The sequence below is a fragment of the bacterium genome (assembly GCA_016699045.1).
GTDB lineage: Bacteria > Babelota > Babeliae > Babelales > RVW-14 > AaIE-18.
In genome coordinates this window covers 945,342-969,474 of record CP064957.1, presented here as the reverse complement: position 1 = coordinate 969,474, position 24,133 = coordinate 945,342, and the positions used below count along the sequence as shown (strand labels likewise).

Genomic DNA, 24,133 nt, shown 5'->3' with positions numbered 1-24,133 from the left:
AGGAGTGGAAAATTTCCACTCCTTTTTTGTTATCAGCATTGTTTGCACGTTGTCAACGGCCCAGAAATTCTTAATGGACTACAACCGCTGCGCAAACAGGCAACGTGAACAAATGAAGAATCTTCTTTTAAGTCTCTCAAATCGTTATTGCTCAATTTTTTTGAACAAACAAAACAATGAAAAAGACTACCCGGCTTAATCATACTTATCAATAAACAGCCGCGACAAACCAGACAACCACACTCAAGATTTATAGTCTGATACGGAACACCATTACACTCAGGCAATCTTTGACATTCAAATTCCGGATAAGAAGGGAAAGAAATCATGTGGAAAGTCCCACATTGCCTAAAACTTTGACTATATGAACCAAGTTGACGCAAATCGTCAGAGCTCAATAGTTCTTTGCACATAAAACAGCTTTCATCATCAAACCGTAAAGTATTCCCAATGACACAAGCTTTACACACGCAATGACCACAATCTAAATCAAGAAATTGATCTCGAGCTCCTACCAAAAAATCGTCTACCAAATCCTTATAATGAACTTCTGATGCAAGATGACAAATCTGACTTGATTGATCCCGAGCTCCACAAATAAACTGTTTTCCAGCACCATACAAACTAAAACTAAAGCCTGCGCCTAACAAAAAAACTATTATGAATTTCATGGCTATCCTTCGCTTGTTTTATTTTTGCCCAGGAATTTTTTACAAAAAAAGGGCAGGTTTGCTCAACCTGCCCTTTTTTTAATTTAATCAGAACGTTACAATGTTGGGGGCAACTCTTCATCATGCCACTCAGTAGCATTTTGCTGCCGCTGCTCATACGCATCGTTGCGCGGTGCTGCAGCTGGTACTCCGTGAAAATGATGGTCTTGCTCTTGTTGCATAACAGCCTTGCGACGTAAATAAGTTGGTGTATCAAGATCTTGTAAATCGCATGACTCATCGGTTCTGCTTGGTGTTACAACACGGGCCGGCGTTGATTGCGAGACAGCATAAGTTTTTTCATAACTACCACTAACCGCACCAGACTCATGAGCAAAACGTTGCTCAACAAATCTATTGTCTGACATCCTCTGCGCTGGCGCTTCTTTTATAACTGCTTGTTCTTGTTTAGTTTCAAAGCCAGTTGCAATAACCGTAACCATGATTTCGTCGCCCATATTTTGGTCAATAACTGAACCAAGAATAATGTTAGCATCTTCGCTCACCAAATCATATACCAACGACGCTGCTTCATTAATTTCATACAAACCAAGATCAACATTCCCGGTAATATTTATCAGCACGCCACGAGCACCTTTGATACTCACGTTTTCTAGCAATGGAGAACTAATAGCTTTTGCCGCTGCTTCTTTAGCACGGTTCACACCAGTAGCACGTCCCGTGCCCATGAGAGCCATGCCCATATCTTTCATAATCGCACGGACATCGGCAAAATCTACGTTAATGTGGCCCGACTTGGTAATGATATCTGAAATACCTTTAATTGCTTGTTTTAAAATATCATTAGAAAGCGCAAACGCATCCAACATAGAAATTTTCTCATCAACTACTTCAAGTAATCGTTGATTCGGAACCACAATGATGGTATCAACCACCTTGCGTAATGTTTCTGCAGCTTCATCCGCAATCCGCGCACGACGCTTACCTTCAAAAATAAACGGCTTGGTCACAATTGCTACTGTTAAAATGCCCAGTTCTTTGGCAATGCCAGCAATAACCGGAATAGAACCTGACCCAGTACCACCACCAAGGCCTGCTGTCAAAAATATAATATCAGCATCTTTTATTTGATTAATAACATTTTCAACATCTTCTTCTGCAGATCGCCGTCCAATGTCCGGATTGGAACCAGCCCCAAGTCCTTTGGTAATCTTGGTACCTAGCTGAATTTTAACGCGCGCTGGCGACTGCGCCAAGGCTTGCGCATCGGTGTTTGCCACCAAAAATTGCACCGCATCAAATTCATTACTCTTGATCATACTATTAACCGCATTACCCCCAGCTCCCCCGATTCCTAAGATTTTAAGATTCACGCCGCCGTGAACCTTAACTTCTTCTTCTAAAGAAATATCTATCATCGTTGATCCTTTCTTTTTTATACCTCACTGCGAGGTATGATCTCATAAAAAATCGTAAATCCAAGATTTCATTCTTCGAAAAACTTTTAACAAAGGCGCTTCTTTAATGTTATGCATCATCCCAGCACTATGCTCGCCCGTTGCATACAACAACAATCCATATGCTGTTGCATAAATTGGACTTTTCAAAACATCTGGCAGATCTCCCTGAAAGCCATCATGCGCCAACGGATAACCAATGCGCACCGGTCCTTTGATAATATCTTGTGCAATATTTTTAATGCCCGCCAATAAACTACCTCCACCCGTTAACACCAAGCCAGAAGGCATAAATCTACTCAAACGATATTCAAGAATTTCATCAGCAAAAAGCTCAAAAATTTCCTCAGCGCGAGAGCGTAAAATTTCACCACTCAAGCGTAAATCAACAGCTTTCTTGCCGCCTTCATAACCAAGATCTATATCAACCAAGCCTTTGAGCTCTTGATTATCTGGCCCTAAAATACCAAAACGGCGCTTTAACATTTCTGCTTCTTGCAAGGGAACCCCAAGCCCAATGGCAATGTCGTTGGTAAAATGCGTACCAGCAATTGGCAGTACTTTAGAATGGCGAATGCGACCATCTTTATAAATAGCAAAATCAGAAGTGCCCCCACCAATATCAATAATAGCAGCACCAACTTCTCGTTCGCTTGGCGTCAGCACTGCTTCGGCAGAAGCAAGCTGCTCGAGCACAATGTCTGTCACTGAAATATTTGCTAACTCGCAAGACTTAATAATATTTTGCGCTGATGCTACAGCACCCGTGATAATATGCACCTGTGCTTCCAATCGCACGCCATACATTCCCAACGAATCGATAACATATTCTTGCCCATCAACGCGAAAATATTGCGGCAGAATGTGTAAAATTTCTTGCTCTTGCGACAAAGGAATTGCTTTTGCCGCATCAATAACACGATTGATATCATATTGCGAAACATCGCGACCTTTAATGGCCACCACGCCCGTTGAATTATACGATTTAATATGCCCACCCGAAATCCCAACCGTCGCATGTTCTACCGTTACACCAGCCATACTTTGTGCTTGTTCCACCGCAGCTCTAATTGATTCAGCAGTTTTGCTAACATTAACCACCACACCTTTTTTTAAGCCATGCGAAGGATGTTGCCCCACGCCAACAATTTCAAGTCCTTCTCGGCCATTAGTGTCAGCAATCAACACACAAATTTTTGTCGTTCCGATATCGATAGCAGTCACATAGCGACCAATAACACTCTTGCTCATGCTCGCCTCCCTTTATTCTTTCGCCTCAAAATTTTTACAAAAATACGTTTATCAAAGCGCGTATCGCACGCAACGTGATACTGCTTTTGCACAATCCTTTTTTTTTGCACGACATCAGCTACAACATACTGAATACAAGCCATCCGATCATTATCCAAAATTTTGTGTTCATCAGTCAGTACCGTTTTTAAATATCCCAGCTCATCTTTAGCATTAAATTCAATGGCATGCGGCCCGTGATACACCACATCAAAACTATCCCACGTTTCAAGAGGAATACGCATTGCATAGTCATACACACGCTTCACGTTTTGAGCTCCACACCAAGCATCATCAACGGTAATATTTTTTAAGTGCACGATATCACACAACGCAAATAATGATCGATCGTAAAGCGCACCATCATGTGCTAAAACGTGCGTGCCATTAACTACCAAAGCCGGCTCAACACCCTGCACATGTACGGCAACGCTCAGCGGCTTGAGCCGATCACAACGTACCTTGCACACCAAGGGACACGCCTGTTTAACACGTTGTTGTAATTGTTTAGCATCAAAAAATAAACCATGTGAATGCTCAACATAATCTTGAATAAGCGCTGTTAACTCAGTTTCAACACCTGATGCATAGACCGATGCAAACGTTATCTGCGCACATTCAAGCCGGCAAAGCGCATCAAAACCGCGCCATAATTTTAAGACCGGTCCGGTTATAACGGCATAGCACATCAACCCAACCAGCGCACCAACAAGCATCCGGCCTACTAATTTTTTTTGTGACAGTCGTCTTTTTTTTCCGGTCAACATCATACTTCTTTCACCTAAAATTTCTCTATTCTTCAACATGGTAGAACAAAGAAATGTCAGACTGCAATAAATGGCTATTTTATTTTAGAAGCGGTGCTGATTTTCAACGGATATTGCACCTAATTATTTTTAAAAACTCATGAGGAGGGATCAATTTTTTAAAAATTTTAAAAAAAATTTAGACAAAAAGTACACTATCAAAATCCCAAGGTAATTTTTTCATTCATAAAAAAACCTTTTTCGAAGTAAAAAACAATCACCACACTTTCTATTTGTCGGCCATTAAAACCGCAACAGAGCCCAAATTTCTTAAGGCTATTTTTCAAATAATTGACAAGTAGGAATGTAATTATTTATGCTCGAAGTAGGTAAAGTCTTTTTTACCAACATTAAGAAATCTATTTTTTGGGAGAATGTCATGAAGATTTTTGTTCGATTTTTATTACTGTACTCATTGTGCGCCACATCATTAATGCAGGCCAAGACAGCAGCCTGGACGATACTGATACATATGGAAACTGATACACGGTTAAGCCAATGGGCATTAGAAAATATAAATGCTATGGCGCAGGCGGGATCAACAAAAAGCATGAATATTCTAGTACAACTCCACGCTCAAGGCGATTACTTATGGCGCTATAAAATTAAAGCAAAAAAAATTGTTCAAAAAGACCATGTTTTAATTCAAGAGCACTCCGGCCAGGATATTGTAGATGGGATGCACTGGGCAACAAAAAACTTTCCCGCTCATAATTATGGCCTTATTTTGTGGGATCATGGCTTTGGCGTCCTTGACCCAAAAGTTGTACAAGACCCGCAAACAGGATTGTTTGATTGGGAAGCAGAGCCTGATGCAGCCAACCACAACTGCCCTAACAATATTTGTCCTTTGCGTATGCCACACTATGCAAAAAATCCTCATCACGCTCGTTTCCATCGCGGCATTATGTTAGACCCTAAGAACAGCCGCAGCTACATGACCAATAATATTATGGTTGAAACATTACACACCATTTTGCACGATGTTTTAAAAGGCAAAAAATTAGGCTTTATTGGCACAGACGCTTGCAAAATGGCAATGGTTGAAATCGCTTATCAAATCAAAGAATATGCCGAGTATTTCATTGGCGCTCAAAATTGTGAAATAGCAGATGGATGGCCATATCAATCTATTTTTGAACGTATTGGCGCAGCTGACCTTGATCCTCAAGAAATTGCTTGTATTATCGTTCAAGAATTTGAAAGATACTGCCAAGTTCATGCGCCAGAAGGCCTTTACACACAATCGGCAATTGATTTATCGCACATGGACACCATTCGCGATGCACTTAATTCATTTGTACTGAGTGCTCAAAACTATGCTCAATACAACCCATCAGCATTTCAAAATCTTGTCTATCGCGCTCGTCAACGTTCCGTAGCAATTTGTACGGCCCCTTTTTATACCGACTTTGTATCGTTTTTTGAAAGACTAGTTGACGAACTTTTCAATGAATCAGAAGCCGCATGCACAAACAAAGAAGTGCTTGAGCAAACAATGCCACAACCTGAAAAAAAACCGAAAAAAACGCCTGAAAAAGTACTTAAAAACAATGAAGAAGAAAATACAAGCGAGTATGAAGAGTTTTTGTTTAATTACACAACCGACATATCAGAATCACTTGATGAAAATTTTATTACTACCGAAGAATCATCAATTGAAATCATTATTCAAGACATGATTGAAAATTTAGCACAGACTCATGAACTTGAAAGAATTGAGGTACAAGTCGCTCGTGAAGAACTTATTGAACAAGCTCGTCAAACTATTGCAGAAATTAGAAATGCTGTTGTTACTAACGCCACCGGCGCTCATATCTCACAAGCAGAAGGCCTATCGGTCTATTTTCCTTATAACCACGTAGAAAGTTCTTACCCAACAACGCGCTTTGCCAAAGAAAGCCTATGGTTGGATTTTTTAATCAATACACTCGGCTGCAACTAAAAAAAGAGAAATCATGAAACGTAATTATTTTTATGTAATACTTTTGTGCTTATCATTTCAACCGTGCACACAAGCAACGGTCCAACCAATAAAACGCGCTATTGTTGTTGGTGCTTCGTCCGGCATGGGCAGAGCCGTTGCAAAGCTTTTAGCCGCCGATGGGTATGTTGTTGGCTTAGCCGCACGCCGACTCGCGTTGTTGCAAGAGTTACAGCAAGAAATCGCAACACCTACTTTTGTCAAACAACTTGATGCAGCACAATCATCAGATGCTAGTCAAAAATTGGAAGCGCTTATTGCCGAAATGGGCGGACTTGATTTGCTGGTCATTAGTGTCTCAGGTTTTAGAAATGTTGATTGGAGCGACCGAAGCGTTGAAGCAGACAAAGCAGTTCTTGATATTGATGTTCTCGGCTTTCATGCTTTGGCACGCACCGGTCTTAATTTTTTTGAAAAACAGGGTCACGGCCATTTAGTTGGTTTTTCTTCAGTAGATGGCCTGCGCGGTATTGCTGGAGCACCCGTCTACTCTGCCGCCAAATCATTTGCATCACGCTTGATGGAGGCAGAACGCAATCGTTATCAGCAAAAAAAATCGCCTATTTTTGTTACTGACTTAGTACCAGGATGGGTAAACAGTGCCAACGAACCTGACTTTGCTAAAGATTACCCAAAGGCTTACTGGATCGATTCGCTTGATGATGCCGCTCACGATATCATGGAAGCCATCAAAAATAAAGTTGCTGTGGCATACATTACCAAACGCTGGGCACAGGTTGCCGATGTGATTAAAATTATGCCTGATGAACTTTATAATGCGCTCGGTGGGCTATAAAAATTGTACTATTTTTTGTACGCGTAAATAAAATCGTTTTTTATTTCGTAGTGAAATCCCGATTGATCAAAAATGCTCAACAACTTTGCTAAACGATGCTGCGGAACATGATATTCCATGATAATCTTTTCTACGAATTTTAATTTGTCATTATCAAAAAGATCTTGAAAGACTTCGTACTCGGCACCTTCGATATCCATTTTTAATAAATCAACGGTGTGGTTAATATAATTAGATAACGAAACAGTTTTTGCAACTTCATAATCTGAAGAGGCTTCAGACGCACCAATCACGGTGCCATGCGTCGTCCCTGGGAAGTACAATTTGATTTCTTGATCTTCACGAGCAGCAAGCGCTTTATTAAAAACACTTACTTTCGTTAAATGATTATTGTTGATATTTTTTTCTAAAAAAGAAAAATTCTTTTGGCTTGGTTCAAAGCCAACAATCCGGGCATTTGGATACATTTTTTAAAAAACAAAATACTGACACCGATATTGCTACCGGCATCAATAATAAACGGCTCAGGGTTATTCGTTTGAAAAGCATACACTTTATGAATAAAAATTTCATTCATCAACAAATCGATCATCGCATAATCAGGAAAGCTCAAGTGCAAACCAAAAGCATTATCGTTCAACTCATAACCATGCGTTGGCGCCGGATACTGCGCCTTGCTTAAAAGTTTTAAATGCCCAACAATTTTTTCAAATTTGTCAGGTTCATTGGCATAAGAAAATGGATCGTGCCTAAGACTTTTTTTAATAAAGGCACCAGTAGAATTAACCAATATTTCTAATTTACGTGGCGACATAATCACATGCGCAACACACAACAAAAGCCCTGATACAAGAACTAACGCACCGGTAACATCAACGACAACTCTGAGTGATTTAAGCATACTCTTCATTACGCATCACTTTCATTTTTTTACTATTGAACTGAAGACTGATCTTTTAAGGATAGCAAGATTATAGTGCCGTTCAAATTCTTCGACAAGCTCCCGACTTCGCTTTTTAAGCTACAACGGACAGGCAGCCTTCGACAAGCTCAGGCCGAACGGCGGACAAGAACAATTCTCTTCAAACAAGAGATAAAAAAATTAGCACAAACAGCTCAATAATTTTCTTAGTAACTACTTTCAGTTTTTCAATCAGCTTGTTTCTTAATAGTCGCCGTTCGCCCTAATCCCGTTCGCCCTAATCCCGTTCGCCCTAATCCCGTTCGCCCTAATCCCGTTCGCTCTGAGCCTGTCGAAGAGTCGAATGGGCAACGACGTCCTTGTAAGTTCATCTTTTGAGATGACATATTTCGTCACATTCCTGCAAAATATCACCTATCCGTTCCTCGCTGACATGCGCACGACGCAGTACATCTTTATGATTATGCACATCAACACACAAGACAATGCCCTCATGGAGCAAGGCAATCAGAGCGCTGTTTGGCAGTGACGAAAGACACGTAATGGGATGCAGCCCTTGCTCATCAACCATTTTTTCAAGACCATTATTTTCTGGATACGACCACGCCAATAACTTCATGCCAACACATTCGCCATACTGAATGGCTACAGAACTTATTCGTGCATTCGTCACGAGCCACGTGCTACTAAAACCTTGTGAATGATTGCGCGCCAAAATATCTTCATAGCGTGCTTTTACGTACAATGCCGTTTGAATTGAACACAACGCGCCTGGCGCTTGGTGGAATTTGCACTCAATAATAAATCGCTCATCTCCTTTGATGGCAATAATATCAACTTCGTGCGAAACGCATTTACCCATAACTTCTTGATCAAGCACCACCTCATAACCTTGCCGCTTCAAAAGCTCAGCAACATAATGTTCGAAAGGGTAGCCACTTGGCCCAAGGGCCATAATTGCTTGTCTAAAATGATATCGCCCCGCCACGGCACGTTGCCGTTTTTTTCCCAAAAGTTGGTGCGTGCGTTGATAAAGCTCATGCGTGGTCATACCATCATGGAGCGACGGCAAAATTTCCACATACACTTTATCAATCAGTTCAGGCGTGGCACCAGCACGGCGTAACGATTCGCGATATTTTTCTTCAGAAAATAACACGCGATCGCCGGATGATTTGATAATGTTAATCGATTTGTTCATAACGCAGTCTCCTTTTTTTAAAGAAAGACTATCGGTGCAAGAACGACAAAGTCAACGAACCGAATGATTTGGTTTTTATTCGTTGCGCTACCTTACAAGCGCCCCGCATTTGCGACAGTAACTTCAAGTCCTTGCGCGGTAATTTTTTCATCAAGCGGAAAGGTATCGTTGTGTGGATAAATTACGTAAAGATGGTCGAGCTGAAGATCCTGCATGGCAATACGCATCGATTTGGTAACTTTTGGCACATCGGTATATTTAAATTCAAAACCCAACCGCTTGCCTTTTTTGAAGACAAGCAAATCCAATTCTGCATCAGCTTGGGTTGCCCAAAAGAAACATTCTTCTGAATTTAATTCATACGCTTTAATAATTTCTTCCAACGCAAAGCCTTCCCAAAAAGCACCCAGCTTTGGATACGTTTCAAGCTGCGATGCTTGGTAAATATTCAGCAGCGTGTGCAAAATGCCACTATCGCGAAAATAAATTTTTGGCGACTTTACCTGTCTTTTTTGTATATTTTCAAACCATGGCAACAGTTGGCCCACCATAAAAGTACCGGCAAGAATATCAAGATAGCGACGACTCGTGTGATCGGAAACACCCAATGATTTTGCAATCTCACTTGCATTAAACGTTTGGCCATGATAGTGCGCCAGCATCAACCAAAAACGGCGTAACTGTTGTGGCGGAATATTGAAACCTAAACTCGGAATATCGCGCTCTAAAAAAGTAGTAATATAACTTTCTCGCCACAAAAAACTATCTGATTCATTGGCCGCTAAATAAGAAATCGGAAAGCCACCGCGCAACCAAAGACGATGCATATCGCCCGCTTCTTGCAATGAAAATGGTGGCAATTCAATATACCCAATCCGTCCCGCCAATGTTTCAGATGATTGACGAATTAAATCACGCGAAGCGCTGCCAAGAATGAGAATATTTCTTTTATGCGCAGGATCATCAACCAAAACACGGAGAACCGGAAACAGATCAGGCCTCATTTGAATTTCATCAATGACAATAAGTTTGTCCGGATCTGCCGAAAGTGCCAGCATCGGATTGTCTAAACGTGCAAGGTCCAGCGCTTTTTCCAAATCAAAAAAGCGGGCATTGCCGCCGCGTTGTTCTTGAACATACATTCGAGCAAGGGTGGTCTTGCCAACTTGCCGCGGGCCCAAGAGGGCGCAGACCGAGTGCACACGAAAATGCTGGTCAATTTTTTGGAAATAATGCTTTCTTTGCAACATAAAAACTCCTTGTAAATCCGAGATCATACTTCGAATTTACAAGGACAATCGTTAAAAAGCAAGTAAAATGTCAAAATTTAGCCAAAAGCTTTTTCTGTTCAGCTTTTCAAACCGGCAGCCCTTTCAGCTTCTGTTTTATAATCGCGACCACATCAGGAATCGTTTTATTCATAAAATGCCCCTGGTCAGCATACTCGCAATATTCAGTTGCCAGCATGTTGTGAATATGCTCAGCTTCTTCGATCGGAATAAATGGATCATCAAGCGATGCGCACTGCACAATCCATTGCTGATTTTTTTTGATACGCTCCCAGTTCCACGGCGCTGAATAATAGCCAGCCTTGCGTTCGCTTTCATGTCCCAAATCGGTATAGCACGCCGCGACCAACACCGTCCCCAGCAACTGATACTTTTCGGCATAACGCATGGCAGCAACAGCACCTGACGAGTGGCCAATGATGATCGTGTTTTCATCACACTTCAGCACATCGCGCATGTACGGCAGCCAGACCGATGCTTTTGCGTCATAATTGTCTGGCATGGTGGGAGCAACAACCATAATCTTATTTTTTTCAAGCTCAGCCTTGAGCCATGGCGTCCAATGAGATTGACTGGTGCACCCGCCATTGCCATGAATGATAACAACTTTTTTCATGAGTAAAACCATAATTAGGCTATAAATTCTTAATCGCCGTTCGATATTTTTTTAAAAACGCCCCATCAATAATCTGCTTGAAACGTTTCTTTTTTGCCGAAAATAAAAACACAAAATCGTTCTGATCTTTTTCTATCGCAAGCCGCACCGAGGACGCATCTTCATACTGCGTATCAAGTACATACAAAATAGGCGGCAAAAAAATCACAAAAGGAAAGGGCGCAATAGCAAGATGGCGATTGTAAAGCAGATTGCTGCTCGCACCAAAAAGCCATAACTCAGCATGACCAAGCCCAACCTTGCCACATTCCAATTTAATTTGTACCACGCGATGGTGATCGTCAAATTTACGAAGCGATCGCTTACTCGTTGAAAGAATATCAAGCGTTTGAACCGCATCGCCTTTTGAATAAAAATTATAAACTTTTTTAAAGCACGGCTGGGCGGCATAATGCGATGTCTCGGTCTGAACCGGCGTACCCAGCAAAATAAGTTTTTCGATGCTCAATTGCTTTTTATGAATTTCTTCTGCATGTGCCAAATTAAGCGCAACGTTGCCGCCATGGCTATGACCAAGCAATATAATCTGTACATTGCCAAACCGTTTTTTTAATACTTCGTACTCGGCAACAAGCTGCGCATAAAGCACTTCGGCAGCCTCTTTGCGATGCCGCTGATTGAGACGCCCGCTCCAGCCAAAGGTATAATACGATGCTGAATTGTTAAGAAATTCAGTAAAAATATTCGCCGAAATACGCGCACATGGTTGGTCAACAATTGGATGCAAGCCATCTGGGCCAAGCGGTTGATAGCGCACAATCGACTGCGCTTTCAGGGCGTCGAGATATTGTTGATACCATGACTTTTGTGGTTGCTGGTGCTTCTTGTCTTTGCTCCCCGAAAATGTTTGTTGCAGCAAAGAAAATGAGGCTGCTGGACTTGGCAATGGCAACATGGTACCGTGCACAAAAACAACCATCAAATGAGGCCCTTTCCCACCTTCGCTAACGACGGTAGGCATCGCTATGGTTGCGGCATCTTTTTTATGCGCACAACCAGCAAGAAGAAGTACCATTAAAAGCGCACAATAGTTTCTAAAAAAACATAGTATATTCATAAAAACAAGCGTAGCACAAGGTCGGTGCATGGGCAATTTTTGCCTAAAAACAGCAACCCCTTCGATAAACTCCCGACTTTCTACTACGCCTTTGCGTGGCTTCGTAGAACAGGTCGCGCTCTACGAGCTACAACGGCCTACCCATTCGACAAGCTCAGGGCATACGGCCTTAAGAAAATTCAAGACTAAACAATCCAACTGAGCGCAGATAGAAGCTTGACGCATATTTTATTTATTAATAGCACCCAATCAGCGGGACCGAACAGACAGAGCGCGCAAGCGCGGTTGCTGTGAGTTCGCGCGTCAGAGATTCCAAAGATACTTCTTTGGTGCGCAATCCCAAAGGGGGTCGCACTACCCCCTTTGGAAAAAAACGAAATGCTTAGTTATAAAAAAATGACAAAGATTGTAAAAGAAGAAAAAGAAAAAACACTTCACAACGCCCAAGGGGCTTATCACAACTTCACCGAAATACTTCCTACACCAAACTTTGACGACAAGTAGGCAGCTCAAACGGGACTCTCAACGAACGTTGCATAGCAAAACTTTCTGCCTTACAATGTTTTATCGCAAGGTCATTTTTTAAAAATATTTTTAGTAATGAAAGAACAATCATGAAATTATATGCGTACGCACTAGCCCTCACCTGCTCGCTCTTTTCAAACTTGTCTGCAAAGCAGTTGAACGTTGGCGACAAAGCGCCCGATTTTACCTTAAAAAATGATCTTGACGTCGACTGCTCACTGCACGATTTTAGCGGCAAAAAAGTAGTACTGTATTTCTATCCAAAAGATAATACGCCCGGCTGCACCAAAGAAGCTTGCTCGCTCAGAAATGATTATGAAGTTTTTGAAAAAAATGGCATCACGGTCCTGGGCGTCAGCTACGATTCCGTTGCCTCGCATCAAAAGTTTAAAAAAGAACACCGCCTGCCCTTCACGCTGTTAAGCGATTCATCAAAAAAAGTTGCTAAACTTTATGGCGCCGCCTCAACCTGGCTGTTCTTTTTTACCGCACCAATTCCATCACGCAAAACATTTTTGATTGATGAAAAGGGCTTGATTGTGACCGTTTTCAAAAACGTTGATGTGGTCAACCACGCGCAGGAAATTTTGAAAGCATTTGGAATTCAAGCAGCAGATAAAAAATAAACCTAATTTTTTTTAGTTTGTAACAACATGCACGACGCCAACTTTTTCATGCGTCTATTAAGCGATGGATGCAAATAAAAGAACGTCATCTCAACAATTTTTTTGTACCAAGAACTATTGCAAAGAGCAGGGAAATATACACCCACAAAGCGATACAACTTGGTTGTCGTGTCCATATGACACAGCGGCATAATTGCATTCTGCATACTGCGCAGCGTTTTTTCGATAACCTTAAGCTCGATACCAGGAACCGCTTGGAGCGAAATTCTGTCCGCATTGTATTCAAATTTTCGATGCAACAGTATTAAAAAAATTTTTTTCACTATCATAAAACTGGCCATACCAACAAAAAGTGCATGACTGGTATTATTCAATATCATATTGCCGCCGGCAAACAAAAATGCAAAGAGACAGGCATTCTCTATAAAATTACGCACAAAGTACGTCCGCGCAAACATGTTAAAAACCGGATCAGCCAAATGCCCCAGCTCATGCGCCACTACCCATCGCAGCGCTTGATAGTTTTCATGCGCTTTCTTTGGATCATGATTAACGAGATATTTTTTGAGCAGCTCAGCACCAATATGAAATTGCGTTGTACGATTAGTCATAATATACGCACTGGCCTGCTGGGCTTGAATGCCTTGAAAATGTATGGTAAAAAAATCTGGGCTTGCGCATTTGAGCGATGCGCACAATTCCGTAACCATGGTTTGTAAAAAATTGAAAAGGGCTGGATAGACCACATTCCAGTCATTAACGGGTTTTTTTTCAAGCGCTAACAAATCATCAACTATTTTAAGATTGGTTTCATGATCTGTCATAATTGCTGCCGCACGCACGACAGACGCTGTTGGTAATATTTCAGGTGTGATGATCATGAAAAACCTTTAATCATTGGCATTAATATTTTGTTCAAAAAACGCAGCTTTCAGGCGGGTTTTCCAGTATAACTGGCTCATCAAAAACTTCAATCTTCTTGCGCCAGATCTAACTTATGCTACATTACAAAATCTACCAACAAAATATTCTATTTCTAAACGCTCGGAAACATGATCATGAAAATTCATAAAATATTCATCAAAGTGCTGCTGCTCAATCTAATTTTTGCCATTACTTACACCACCAATTCACTTTTCGGCATGAGCTTTAACAGCAGAAGAACGTACCGATCAACCTCTCCATGCACCCGGCTTTATTTTGGTAAAACACCGAAGCTACGCGCCTTGCCGGATAATTTTTACTTCGATACCTTCCTTGGCAAAGACCCGGTATACCAAATAGGCCAGCTTCTTTATGGCGAAGAATTTACCGCACAAGCACTAAGCGAAAATGAAATATTCCTAAAAGGATCAAGTGGGACCGGAGGAGTAATCTCTCCCGCCAATTTGCAAAGAATAGCCGCACCGATTAACCAGCAAAACCATGGCACTTTAGAAGTCGTTGTTAGCGATGTGCATGCTTCTTGTATGAACCAAGGATTCCGCGAGGTATTACAACTTCCCATGGGCTCAACGCTTTTTGTAGAAGACGGCAACAATCCTCAATACTTTCAATTTATTCATCCGGAAGGAGCATTTCAGACAATGCTTCTCATCAGCAAAAATAGTGTTACAGAAATCAACAAACTTAAACAACTCGATGAGCACTCGCTCAGATCGATGGCCGTCAGTCAAGCGGAAAAGCTATTAGGAATCCCTTTCCAATGGGGCGGGCAGTCTGCATTTGAGCGATGCGGCTTTGATTGTGCGGGATTGATTCACACCGCTTACCGCTCGTGCGCTAAGATAATCAGCCGCGACGTTGCCGCCCTTTTTCGTAAGACAGCCGAAATCGATTCTTCCAACCTTCAACCAGGAGACCTTGTCTTTGCGGGGCAACCAATTGGCCTTAACAAAAATGATGTTCGCATCGACCACGTCTTACTTTATGCGGGCAATGACGAACTCATTGAAGCATCACCACAAACTGGCCTCTGCGAGAAAACGACCTGCACGAAGCTTTTTGGCAAAAGCATTAATCTTTTAAAAAATGGCGATGTGGTTCCTGCCTTTGATGAAGAATATCTTATTTTCTTTCGATCGATCTTTTAATAAGTAGGCTTTAAGAAGTAGATTATTCAAATATTCGAGCGTCAAAAAAGGGCTGTTTTGGCCTTTTTTTTGATGACTTACAGCCTTTTGGCTTATCACCCAACAAAGATTTCAAAAAACCTTCCCACCCCTCTTTAATGCCCCAAATAAATATCGATATTATTGACAATTTGAATAGACAATCGATAGAATCAATTAAGGGCGATAGTCTTTTAAATGGATAAAAAACTCATTATTTACTAAAAAGGAAGTATTTTATGAAGAAAATGTTTATACCAAAACATAGACTGCTTTATTCTTTAGCTATCTTTCTCTTGGCAATAAATACCACACTTCTGCATTCAATGGATCCCGCCTTTGACCAAGCAGAAAGTAGCAATGCACATCAAAATAGACATCAATTAAGCCAGAAATTTAATGACCTCATTATAATTTTTGATCCACAAGAACAAGAACATATTGATAGCGCAAAAGGTCTTAGCACCGGTTCTGCGATTACTATCGAACTCGTATTTTCTTTGTATGAGCAAGCAGCTCCGCTCATTGCAACAAGTAATTTTGCCAAAAATGTTTGTTTTTTAAAAACAGACGAAAAACATAAAACAATGCTTGCCGAAATAAAAGCAGTCGCTGAAAAAACCGCCAATCCAGAAGAAGTAAGAAACATTACGAGCAAACTTGTATCTCAAGTGGGATATGAGGGCGATACGTATGTTCATGAACTTTGCTTTTCAGTCTTGAGTTTGACTAACTTAAATAATAAGAATTGGTGTGGCTATATTCACAAAAATGCCGATCTTGTACTTTTAATTCCAAAAAATTATATCGCAAAACGCGTTGGTGTTTCGGTCGAACATGTTGAACAAAGCTTGGAAAATTATATCAAAGAATGTGGTTTTAGACTCGACGATCTTGATAAAATTGAGGATATATCGCCAGACAAATTTTTAGCTATTTTGCAAAATCAACCTGCTCGAGAACCTGCTATGAATATGGATGCTCTTGAGGCAATGTTTGTAACGCAAAAAAAGAAAATAAACAAAGAAAAAATAGAGCCTGAAGAACCAAATCAAGGCCCCACTCCCTTGTGGCATATCTATTTGGGCGGGCATGGCGGCCCTGGCAGAAGAAAAAAAGATTTAGATCAAACAGGAATGTGGCAAAGATGGATTGACGAAAAAGAAGAAGAAATTAAAAAATTAAGCAATGCCAATGACGAAACAACCCAGCAGCAACTAGAAGACGCCAAACGAACACTGGAACAATATCACCAGTATTTAGAGGATTCAGAAAGGTCTTATGCAACCGTATTAAAAAATAATCCTGAGTTGCCTAAATCAATACAAAATCTCTCAGATGAGGCTGTCGTACCTGAAACAGCCCAGCTCATTGGTTTATCATTTGGTAATTTTTCTCGACTTATGAAATTTTTTGAACGCAATTTAAAAACAGAATACGTTCATTATTCCACCTGCTTCTCTGGTGGTTATAATCAGGCATTTGTTAATGAAATGCTGACAAAATTAAATGTAAGTTTTCTTGCTTCATCAGCCGGCATTTCAGAATTTCCTCTTTATGGCGAACTCCCTCAACTTATACGCAATGACGCTGGAAACACGTTAACGCTATCACCCAAAGGTTTTAGTAATTTTTTTACAACACTAAGAGAAGTTTTTGGCGAACCAAGGAAAAAAGGGTTTTGGCAACGAAACCCGCTTGAAACAATTGTAAAAACAATGATCGTACCAGAAAAAGACTCTCCTGATTTAATAGCACTGCCTTTTGTACGCATTCCTAATGTTGGCGTGTTCAATGCCATTAAGATTGATGAAAAGGTTAGTATTTTAACGAATACTCTTGTCAAAATACATGAATTTGAAAATCACCCAATCAATTTAAGTAACCAAAACCTTAACGCCGTTCTTGTGTATCCAGACCGCGTCAACGTTCCATTAAAATTAGGCGAAAGGGCAGCTCTTGTATCGGTAACACCAAAAGAACTCGCACAACAACCTTATCATGCTTTTCATATTTTTGATGAAGTAGAAGCAGCTGGCTCACTCTCTTCATTTTTTTATAGCCTTCTAACCTTTAACAAAAGCTTTTCTACCATAACCTTTCTTATTAAAAAATTGACCTGTCAGGACTATGAAGATTCAGGACTGGAAATAGGAAGCGGGAATAAGGTAATCATTGAGAATATGCTGGTTCAAATTCCAGGGGAAGGAACTTGGAAACCTGTAGATATTATTTTTAATGTCGAAAGTAAAATCTATGCCGCATCAATATCAATACAAAATTTTGAGTACAAGGAAGGGCTTTTGAACGAATGTAACCACATTAAAATGTCCCTTATCACTCGAGAAGAAATGCCGGCATTAGCTGAAAAATTTTTAGGTGCTCACGACATTTCAGACATTAAAGAACCTATCACGCTCTCGATGATTGCTGATAAAATTGATGCCAAGGTTGACAAGTCATCAGCCACACAAAAACCCGGCCACCTCAAAAAGATACTCTTGTCTCACGTCCTTAAAGCACTCGAAAATGCTCCAGTTGCTGAGTTAGCGCGCCAAGGAAAAACCAAATTAAAGTACGTAAATAATGAATATAAAAAGCTTGAAATGGCGGGACAGCTGGCTGAAGAAGAGCTCGATAGCATTAAAAAGAAAATCGGCATTTTGAAAGAAAGAATTAGCGCAGCGAATGTACAATCAAATCAAAAAAATTAAAGGGAGAAAGTTCTTATGAAAAGGTTTATTAAAAACATTGGCTTGTTGGTCCTTATCCTGAGCTCAAGCCAAGTACATGCCGCCATGCCTCAGCAACAATGCAACGATTTGATTTTGTTTGTTGATTCCAAAGGCGATGAAAGAGTACAAACCCCAGAAGAGCACCTTGAGTCTGATGGCGGATATTTTTCTGGTCCATTGTTAAGTTTAGTCGATAGCGTCAAGGAAGCGGTGGCGCCAGTTATTTGTACCAGTGCCATGGTTCAAAGTTTTTGTCTTTGGAAAACTGATCAACAATTTAAAAATATGAACGAAGAATTAAAAGCAGCGTTTGCTACTAAAAATCTTAATCTTATTGAAAAAAAACTTGATGAAATAGGACAAAAAATAATGGCACAAGAAGTAGCGGCAACTAAAAAAATGCATCCAGAAAGTACCGACGAAGGAGATCTCGCACAATCAAAAGAGGACGCGATTCGCCTTGGTCTAAGCGATCTGAGCAATACTGGCTGGTATGGCTATGTTCATAAACATGCTCCCATCGTTCTTTTAGTCCCCAAAAATTATATCGCTCAGCGCGTCGGCATTGTTCTTGAAAATATGGATGGGCAACGTGAACACTGCATAACTGAATGCGGTTTTAGACTTGATAACCTTGATGCCATTGATGATGTAGCTCCAGAAAAACTCTTGGCAACGTTACAAGCGCATCAAACACGAGAACCTTTTATGAATCTTGATGCACTTGAATCTATGTTTGTTACTAAGCAAACTATCAAATTCAACCACGATGAAAAAGAACAAGCTGAAATAGAAAACATTCAGCATACGCTCGCATCATGGAATATTTTTTTAAACGGTCATGGCGGCCCAGGCATCAAGAAAAAAGAGGTAGATCAGACGGGGCTTTGGCAATGGTCGATTGAAAATAAAGAAGAAGAAATTAAAAATTTAAGCAATGCCAATGATGAAACAACCCAGCAGCAACTAGAAGACGCTAAACGAAAGCTGGAAGAATATCGCCAGTATTTAGAAGATGCAAAAAAAACTCGCACAACATTATCTCAATTAGAATCAGTACAAAATCTTTCAGACGAAGATATTATACCAGAAACAGCACAGGTTGCGGGACTACCTTTTAATGATTTTGTACGGCTTATAAAATTTTTCGAACGGGGCATAAAAACATCTTTTTTGTATTATTCTACGTGTTTTGCAGGCGGCAGTAATCAAATCTTTATTAATGAAATACTAAAAAAATTGAATGTAACATTTATTGTTACGGCACAAGGGGTTGGCGAGCTGTATACATCTGCTGGTTCACCAAAGACAACGCTAAACTTTGACAACGCCAAGGGTGCCGTGAACTTCTCACCTAAAATGTTTACTAATTTTTTTGCGATGCTCAGAGAGTTTTTTATTGCGCCGTCTCCACTTCGTAAATCAACGCAAAATCCTTTCGCGGCCATTGTGAAAAATGTTGTCCCAGCAGAAGTTGAGTATAACAATCAACCTTTTATACGCATCCCCAAAGTGGGTATTTTTGGCGCTCTTGACGCTGATAAAAAAGTAAAAATTTTAACTAATGCTTTTGTTAAAATCAATGAATTGGAAAACAAATCAATCGATTTAAGCAACAAAGATCTTGAGGCAGCCCTCATATATCCAGCCCATATTCAAGTTCCAATCAAAATAGGAACTAAAACAACAATTATTTCGGCAACACCACAATACGCAACTCAACCTAAAAATGTTACTCATATTTTTGAAGAAGCAAGCTTCGGTGGCACTTTGTCCGCGCTCATATCCAATTTTTTATCGTTCAATAGCACCCGCTCAAAAATAACATTTCTGATCAAAAAACTTACCTGCCTAGATTATGAAAATTCTGGACTTAATGTAGGAAACGAGAAATCAATCTCACTTGAAAACATGATGATTCAAATCAAATGGGAAGGATATATGTCAGCTATTCAGATTATGCTTACACACAATCAACAGGATTATCAGGGCGCATTTGAAGTTCAAAGTTTTGAATCTGATGCTCGAAAGACTATCGCAGAACAATGCCAAGCATTCCACATGTCCCTTGCCACTCCAGAAGAAATGCCGGCATTAGCTGATAAATTTTTAGATGCTCACGACATTTCAGACATCAAAGAACCTATCACGCTCTCAATGATTGCCGATAAAATTGATGCTCAAGTCGATAAGTCATCAGCCACACAAAAACCCGGTCACCTCAAAAAGATACTCTTATTGCACGTCCTTAAAGCACTTGAAAATACCCCTGCTGCTGAGTTGGCGCGCCAAGGAAAAGCCAAATTAAAGTACGTAAATAATGAATATAAAAAGCTTGAAATGGCGGGACAGCTGGCGGAAGAAGAGCTTGATAGCATTAAAAAAAGAATTGGCATTATGAAAGCAAGAATTAAAGCAGCACAAAGTAAGTAATTGCTTAAAATCTCTTTTTACTTTTTTAACGTCTCAAAAAGACGCGCGTCAAAAAAGATCTCATTGCGCACAATCAACCCATCCTGAAATGTCATCAGCGCTGCCGTTTTAAGCATGCGAATGGGCCCGCGATATTCTGTGGGCATTTACCGGCAGAGATATGTATCGCATGCTCGTGATTGAAAGCGGTTGGACTTCTGATGATTATGGAAAATGGCTGGCAGAGCTGCTAGCACAAACATTGTTGAGATAAAGAAAAAGCCCCCGATTTCTCGAGGGCTCGTGTAAATATTATCAAGATTTAGCGAAGTCTGTCGACAACCTTGTCGCCAGGAGATTTAAAAGGAAATTTAAAGACTTTGACCGAACCAGCAAGTGCTGATGCCAAGAGTCTGAGCACGTCAAGCACGCCACCAATACGAGCTTGTACGATCACTGTTGGTCGTTGTAAATTTTTTTCTTGTGGATGAATGCGAATTAAATTTTTCTCCACTTCAAAAACTGCCAAGGGGAAAAGTTTTTTGCACATTACTTCCATTTGCTCAAGCGTTGGATAATCATTGGTGCCATTAAAACAAGCAGCATCGTCAATCAGAATAACGTGATCGGCGGCATTCTTGTGCTGAGCAATAGTTGCAAGCTCGGCAATAATTGGCGTATCAAGATCGCCCTTTGCGCTCAAACCATCGCAATGATGACCGTCAAGCCAAAACATGGCTGGGCCACGAAGCGAGGCCATTACTTCAACAAGTTTTTTGCCACTGTCGCCATGAATACAGGTAATGTGCGGTTGGTTAGCAAAAAGTTTCCTAGCACGCTCGTACAGTTTATCAGCAAGTTCGATGGTGATGATGTTGGTAAACATCTTTGAAACGACCTCAATCATTTTCCCTTTGTAGGTACCTGTTTCAATGAATGTGGTGATATGAGGAAAACGCTGAGCATATTCTTTTACGGCAATTTGTTTAAAAATGTGTGGCGGATATTTCCCAGCGTGCTTACTTATGTTTTCCCAACGATACAATCGTAAATATCCCGCCATTGGAATATCGATCGTTATCACGCGCGGTTGCAGGGGTTGCTGCTGCTGAATCGGCGCAGCTGTTGAGGCTGGTGATTTGTGCATTACTGTTTCCATCATAATCCTTTTTTTAATAGTTGAAATATCTATACTGGCCTCACCTCATCACGCTTTATATTGTCGAAAAGCCTATCCCTCTTTATCAAAAAAAGCAATCATAAAAAGCCATACCAAGTTCAGCATGCTTACATAACCACATCACTTAATAAGGGCCGACTCTCGAAAGGATAAAGTTCTTGGTGAAGGGGCTGCATTTCTTGATCAGCTAACATTTTTTTAAATCAAATTGCACTTAAAAATTCAACCAGAAATCAATGTGCAAATTTTTTTACAAAGTATTGCTATTGCTTTGTAAAAAAAATCTTTATAATACTTAACCATCCAAACTCATCCACGTAATGAATAGTTCTTCGGTCATTGATTAATCAGGTCTTTTTTTTGCCAATTTTCGAAAAGAGCGAAATATGTTGTACATAATTATTTTGGTTATTTTATCTTTAAATAGTGTATTAAAGGGCAATTTTATTGATGATAAAATCATGTTTATAGAATCGCCCAACACCATGGAGAATCTGTCATTATTTAGGTCGTCTCCCACCGATAAAGATTTGCAACAAACTCAACTATGGGAAATTAAAAGCGCCATCGCTGAAATTATTACGCAACACGCAGAGATTGCAAACCATGACACGTGTGATGCCATGATATTACATTGGCTGAGTGGGATATTAATACAGGCTGGCAAAACCGATGAAGCGATTGTCCTATGGCGCAGATTGGCGCACGATAAAGCGTCTACGGTACCCGCAAAATATAAAGCAGTATTTGAGCTACCTGATGCAAAAATTGCCGAGCTTTATTCTTTAGCCCAATCATATATGCAACAAGATGAATCGGTCATTATGCACAATTTACAGATACGAAGAGCCTCAAAGTGGGGGCAACAGGAAAATGATTTAGTACAATTTAACGGCATCCCAACCGAACGAACACTTGCTATTTTAAAAAAGACAGGCATTCAGATTGAGGTTCTTGATGAACATATGCCGCTTTTACAACAAATACTGAGTACACATTCGAACAAGCCGCTTCTGGATATACTAAAAAATAAACGAATTTTGACGGTGAATGATCTTATAAATTCTAAAGTAGCTTTTACAATTCATGATTTGTTTGATCATTTTTGGTTACTTAACATATTAGAACAAAACGGTTTTCTTGAAAGATATGCCGATTTTTTTAAAAATTTAGGCAACCCTCAACACAAAGATATTTTTTCCCGCGAAGGTGAGTCCATAGCATCAATTGGTTTTGAGTATCGACTCGCATTGGAATCGCACGACTACACGCCACTGTTTACCATCAATGATATAAAAAATGTCTTAACGCCTTCTCAAACAGAAAATCAAAAACGTGCCTATAATTTATTATTGACTGAGTTCACCGATCCAACACAAGAGCATATGTTGAGAACCGTTTATAGCGGTATGATGATTGAATTAATGGAGCAGCGACGAAAAAATGGCTTTATCAAAATTTATGAGAACGACATTTTAAAATCAATGGAATCTTCTAATCCAGAATATACCGCATTAATTGTTGAAACCTGTTCTTTATTGAGTAAGTCAAAAACGAACACACATACCGTATTATTAAATCTTACACTCCTCGCTGAAGAAATTCTTCGAAAAAAAGCCATCAATTCTTATGAGGAACCGCTAACAGTTACCATGGATACAATAGAAACATTTGATGCAACAAAGAGTTTTTTAGAACCAGAATTAATAACATGGTACAAAAACCATCTTGGCTTTGCAGCTACGCGAAAAATTTTATCAATAAATGATGAGACTGAAGAAAACACAAAAGAGACTATACAAAATATGAACATTGAATATGAAGCAAAATTTTTCATTGATGCAAACAACTTCAAGACGCAGCTTCGTGCTCTTGGAGCAACTAAAGTTTCTTCTGAAGTACTTATGCGTCGGGTCACCTTCAACCTTGGTGATAATAAATGGGCACGCGTGCGCGATGAAGGTAATCGTGTAACGATGACCATTAAAAGTTTGCTCAATGCAGATGCCATTGATGGTGTTTATGAAACAGAACTCGTTATCGATTCTTTTGATAAAGGCTGTGCGTTTTTACAAGTGCTCGGTTTGCAAAAAAAATCATACCAAGAAAATTATCGTGAACAATGGGAATTTGCATCGTGTGAGTTATCAATAGACCGATGGCCAGGGCTCCCGGTCTTTGTAGAAATCGAAGGTGCTGATGCGCACACGGTAAACGAGGTTGTCACAAAACTTGGCCTTGATCCTGCACAAGCAATGTTTGGGAGTATCGACCTGATTTATGAAAAAGTTTTGAATATTCCACACTATGTATTCAACAAATATCCACAGATCACGTTTGAGGAAATAGATAAGCTTGCAGCGCTTTATGGCGCTCCTCAGCCAAACGAATAGGC

19 protein-coding genes are annotated in these 24,133 nt (G+C 40.2%); 7 read left to right on the top strand and 12 right to left on the bottom strand.

The window, feature by feature from the left end; translation table 11 throughout:
* Positions 1–32: 32 nt before the first annotated feature.
* From IPF37_04405 to IPF37_04390, 4 genes are all read right to left on the bottom strand, one after another.
* Positions 33–671 (bottom strand): hypothetical protein, encoded by a 639-nt coding sequence (locus tag IPF37_04405; protein QQR48774.1) that lies wholly within the window; start codon positions 669–671, stop codon positions 33–35.
* 95 nt (positions 672–766) lie between these two features.
* Positions 767–2,089, bottom strand: a complete 1,323-nt coding sequence (gene ftsZ / locus IPF37_04400; GenBank protein ID QQR48773.1) for a cell division protein FtsZ — start codon at positions 2,087–2,089, stop codon at positions 767–769.
* Positions 2,090–2,131: 42 nt separating this feature from the next.
* Positions 2,132–3,379: a cell division protein FtsA gene (gene ftsA, locus IPF37_04395; GenBank protein QQR48772.1), complete on the bottom strand. Its 1,248-nt coding sequence runs from the start codon at positions 3,377–3,379 to the stop codon at positions 2,132–2,134.
* Positions 3,376–4,224, bottom strand: a complete 849-nt coding sequence (locus tag IPF37_04390) for a hypothetical protein (protein ID QQR48771.1) — start codon at positions 4,222–4,224, stop codon at positions 3,376–3,378. Before IPF37_04390 ends, ftsA begins: the two co-directional genes overlap by 4 nt.
* A 379-nt stretch (positions 4,225–4,603) precedes the next feature.
* Here IPF37_04390 and IPF37_04385 point away from each other — a divergent pair, with 379 nt between their 5' ends.
* Together IPF37_04385 and IPF37_04380 are read left to right on the top strand one after the other, a co-directional pair.
* Positions 4,604–6,169, top strand: a complete 1,566-nt coding sequence (locus tag IPF37_04385; GenBank protein ID QQR48770.1) for a hypothetical protein — start codon at positions 4,604–4,606, stop codon at positions 6,167–6,169.
* A gap of 13 nt (positions 6,170–6,182) precedes the next feature.
* On the top strand, positions 6,183–7,004 hold the full coding sequence (locus tag IPF37_04380) for an SDR family NAD(P)-dependent oxidoreductase (protein ID QQR48769.1): 822 nt from the start codon (positions 6,183–6,185) through the stop codon (positions 7,002–7,004).
* 8 nt (positions 7,005–7,012) lie between these two features.
* Here IPF37_04380 and IPF37_04375 read toward each other — a convergent pair whose 3' ends face one another.
* The 6 genes from IPF37_04375 to IPF37_04350 all read right to left on the bottom strand — a co-directional run bounded on the left by IPF37_04375 (position 7,013) and on the right by IPF37_04350 (position 12,179).
* Positions 7,013–7,471, bottom strand: coding sequence for an FkbM family methyltransferase (locus IPF37_04375; GenBank protein QQR48768.1), 459 nt, complete (start codon positions 7,469–7,471; stop codon positions 7,013–7,015).
* Positions 7,411–7,914 (bottom strand): hypothetical protein, encoded by a 504-nt coding sequence (locus tag IPF37_04370; protein ID QQR48767.1) that lies wholly within the window; start codon positions 7,912–7,914, stop codon positions 7,411–7,413. The genes IPF37_04375 and IPF37_04370 overlap by 61 nt, the downstream gene beginning before the upstream one ends.
* Positions 7,915–8,293: 379 nt before the next feature.
* Positions 8,294–9,127 (bottom strand): restriction endonuclease, encoded by an 834-nt coding sequence (locus IPF37_04365; GenBank protein ID QQR48766.1) that lies wholly within the window; start codon positions 9,125–9,127, stop codon positions 8,294–8,296.
* Between the two features lie 92 nt (positions 9,128–9,219).
* The gene (locus tag IPF37_04360; protein ID QQR48765.1) at positions 9,220–10,377 is read right to left on the bottom strand and encodes an ATP-binding protein; all 1,158 of its coding nucleotides are present in this window, start codon (positions 10,375–10,377) and stop codon (positions 9,220–9,222) included.
* A 106-nt stretch (positions 10,378–10,483) separates the two neighbouring features.
* On the bottom strand, positions 10,484–11,032 hold the full coding sequence (locus IPF37_04355) for an alpha/beta fold hydrolase (protein QQR48764.1): 549 nt from the start codon (positions 11,030–11,032) through the stop codon (positions 10,484–10,486).
* Positions 11,033–11,051: 19 nt separating this feature from the next.
* Positions 11,052–12,179 carry a hypothetical protein gene (locus IPF37_04350; GenBank protein QQR48763.1) on the bottom strand — a complete coding sequence of 376 codons (1,128 nt, stop codon included), beginning with the start codon at positions 12,177–12,179 and terminating at the stop codon, positions 11,052–11,054.
* Positions 12,180–12,763: 584 nt separating this feature from the next.
* Between IPF37_04350 and IPF37_04345 the strand changes: the two genes are divergently transcribed.
* Entirely contained in the window at positions 12,764–13,300 is a 537-nt protein-coding gene (locus tag IPF37_04345; GenBank protein QQR48762.1) for a peroxiredoxin, read from the top strand.
* A 2-nt stretch (positions 13,301–13,302) separates the two neighbouring features.
* On the opposite strand, the gene IPF37_04340 is transcribed toward IPF37_04345, so the two are convergent.
* On the bottom strand, positions 13,303–14,181 hold the full coding sequence (locus IPF37_04340; GenBank protein ID QQR48761.1) for a M48 family metalloprotease: 879 nt from the start codon (positions 14,179–14,181) through the stop codon (positions 13,303–13,305).
* A 171-nt stretch (positions 14,182–14,352) separates the two neighbouring features.
* Between IPF37_04340 and IPF37_04335 the strand changes: the two genes are divergently transcribed.
* The 3 genes from IPF37_04335 to IPF37_04325 all read left to right on the top strand — a co-directional run bounded on the left by IPF37_04335 (position 14,353) and on the right by IPF37_04325 (position 20,579).
* Entirely contained in the window at positions 14,353–15,393 is a 1,041-nt protein-coding gene (locus IPF37_04335; protein QQR48760.1) for a C40 family peptidase, read from the top strand.
* A gap of 257 nt (positions 15,394–15,650) precedes the next feature.
* Positions 15,651–18,125, top strand: coding sequence for a hypothetical protein (locus IPF37_04330; protein QQR48759.1), 2,475 nt, complete (start codon positions 15,651–15,653; stop codon positions 18,123–18,125).
* 15 nt (positions 18,126–18,140) lie between these two features.
* On the top strand, positions 18,141–20,579 hold the full coding sequence (locus tag IPF37_04325; protein ID QQR48758.1) for a hypothetical protein: 2,439 nt from the start codon (positions 18,141–18,143) through the stop codon (positions 20,577–20,579).
* Between the two features lie 301 nt (positions 20,580–20,880).
* Here the strand turns inward: IPF37_04325 and IPF37_04320 are convergent, their stop codons facing one another.
* Positions 20,881–21,720 (bottom strand): hypothetical protein, encoded by an 840-nt coding sequence (locus IPF37_04320; GenBank protein QQR48757.1) that lies wholly within the window; start codon positions 21,718–21,720, stop codon positions 20,881–20,883.
* Between the two features lie 404 nt (positions 21,721–22,124).
* On the opposite strand from IPF37_04320, the gene IPF37_04315 reads away from it, so the two are divergent.
* The gene (locus tag IPF37_04315) at positions 22,125–24,131 is read left to right on the top strand and encodes a CYTH domain-containing protein (protein QQR48756.1); all 2,007 of its coding nucleotides are present in this window, start codon (positions 22,125–22,127) and stop codon (positions 24,129–24,131) included.
* The last annotated feature ends 2 nt before the right edge of the window (positions 24,132–24,133 follow it).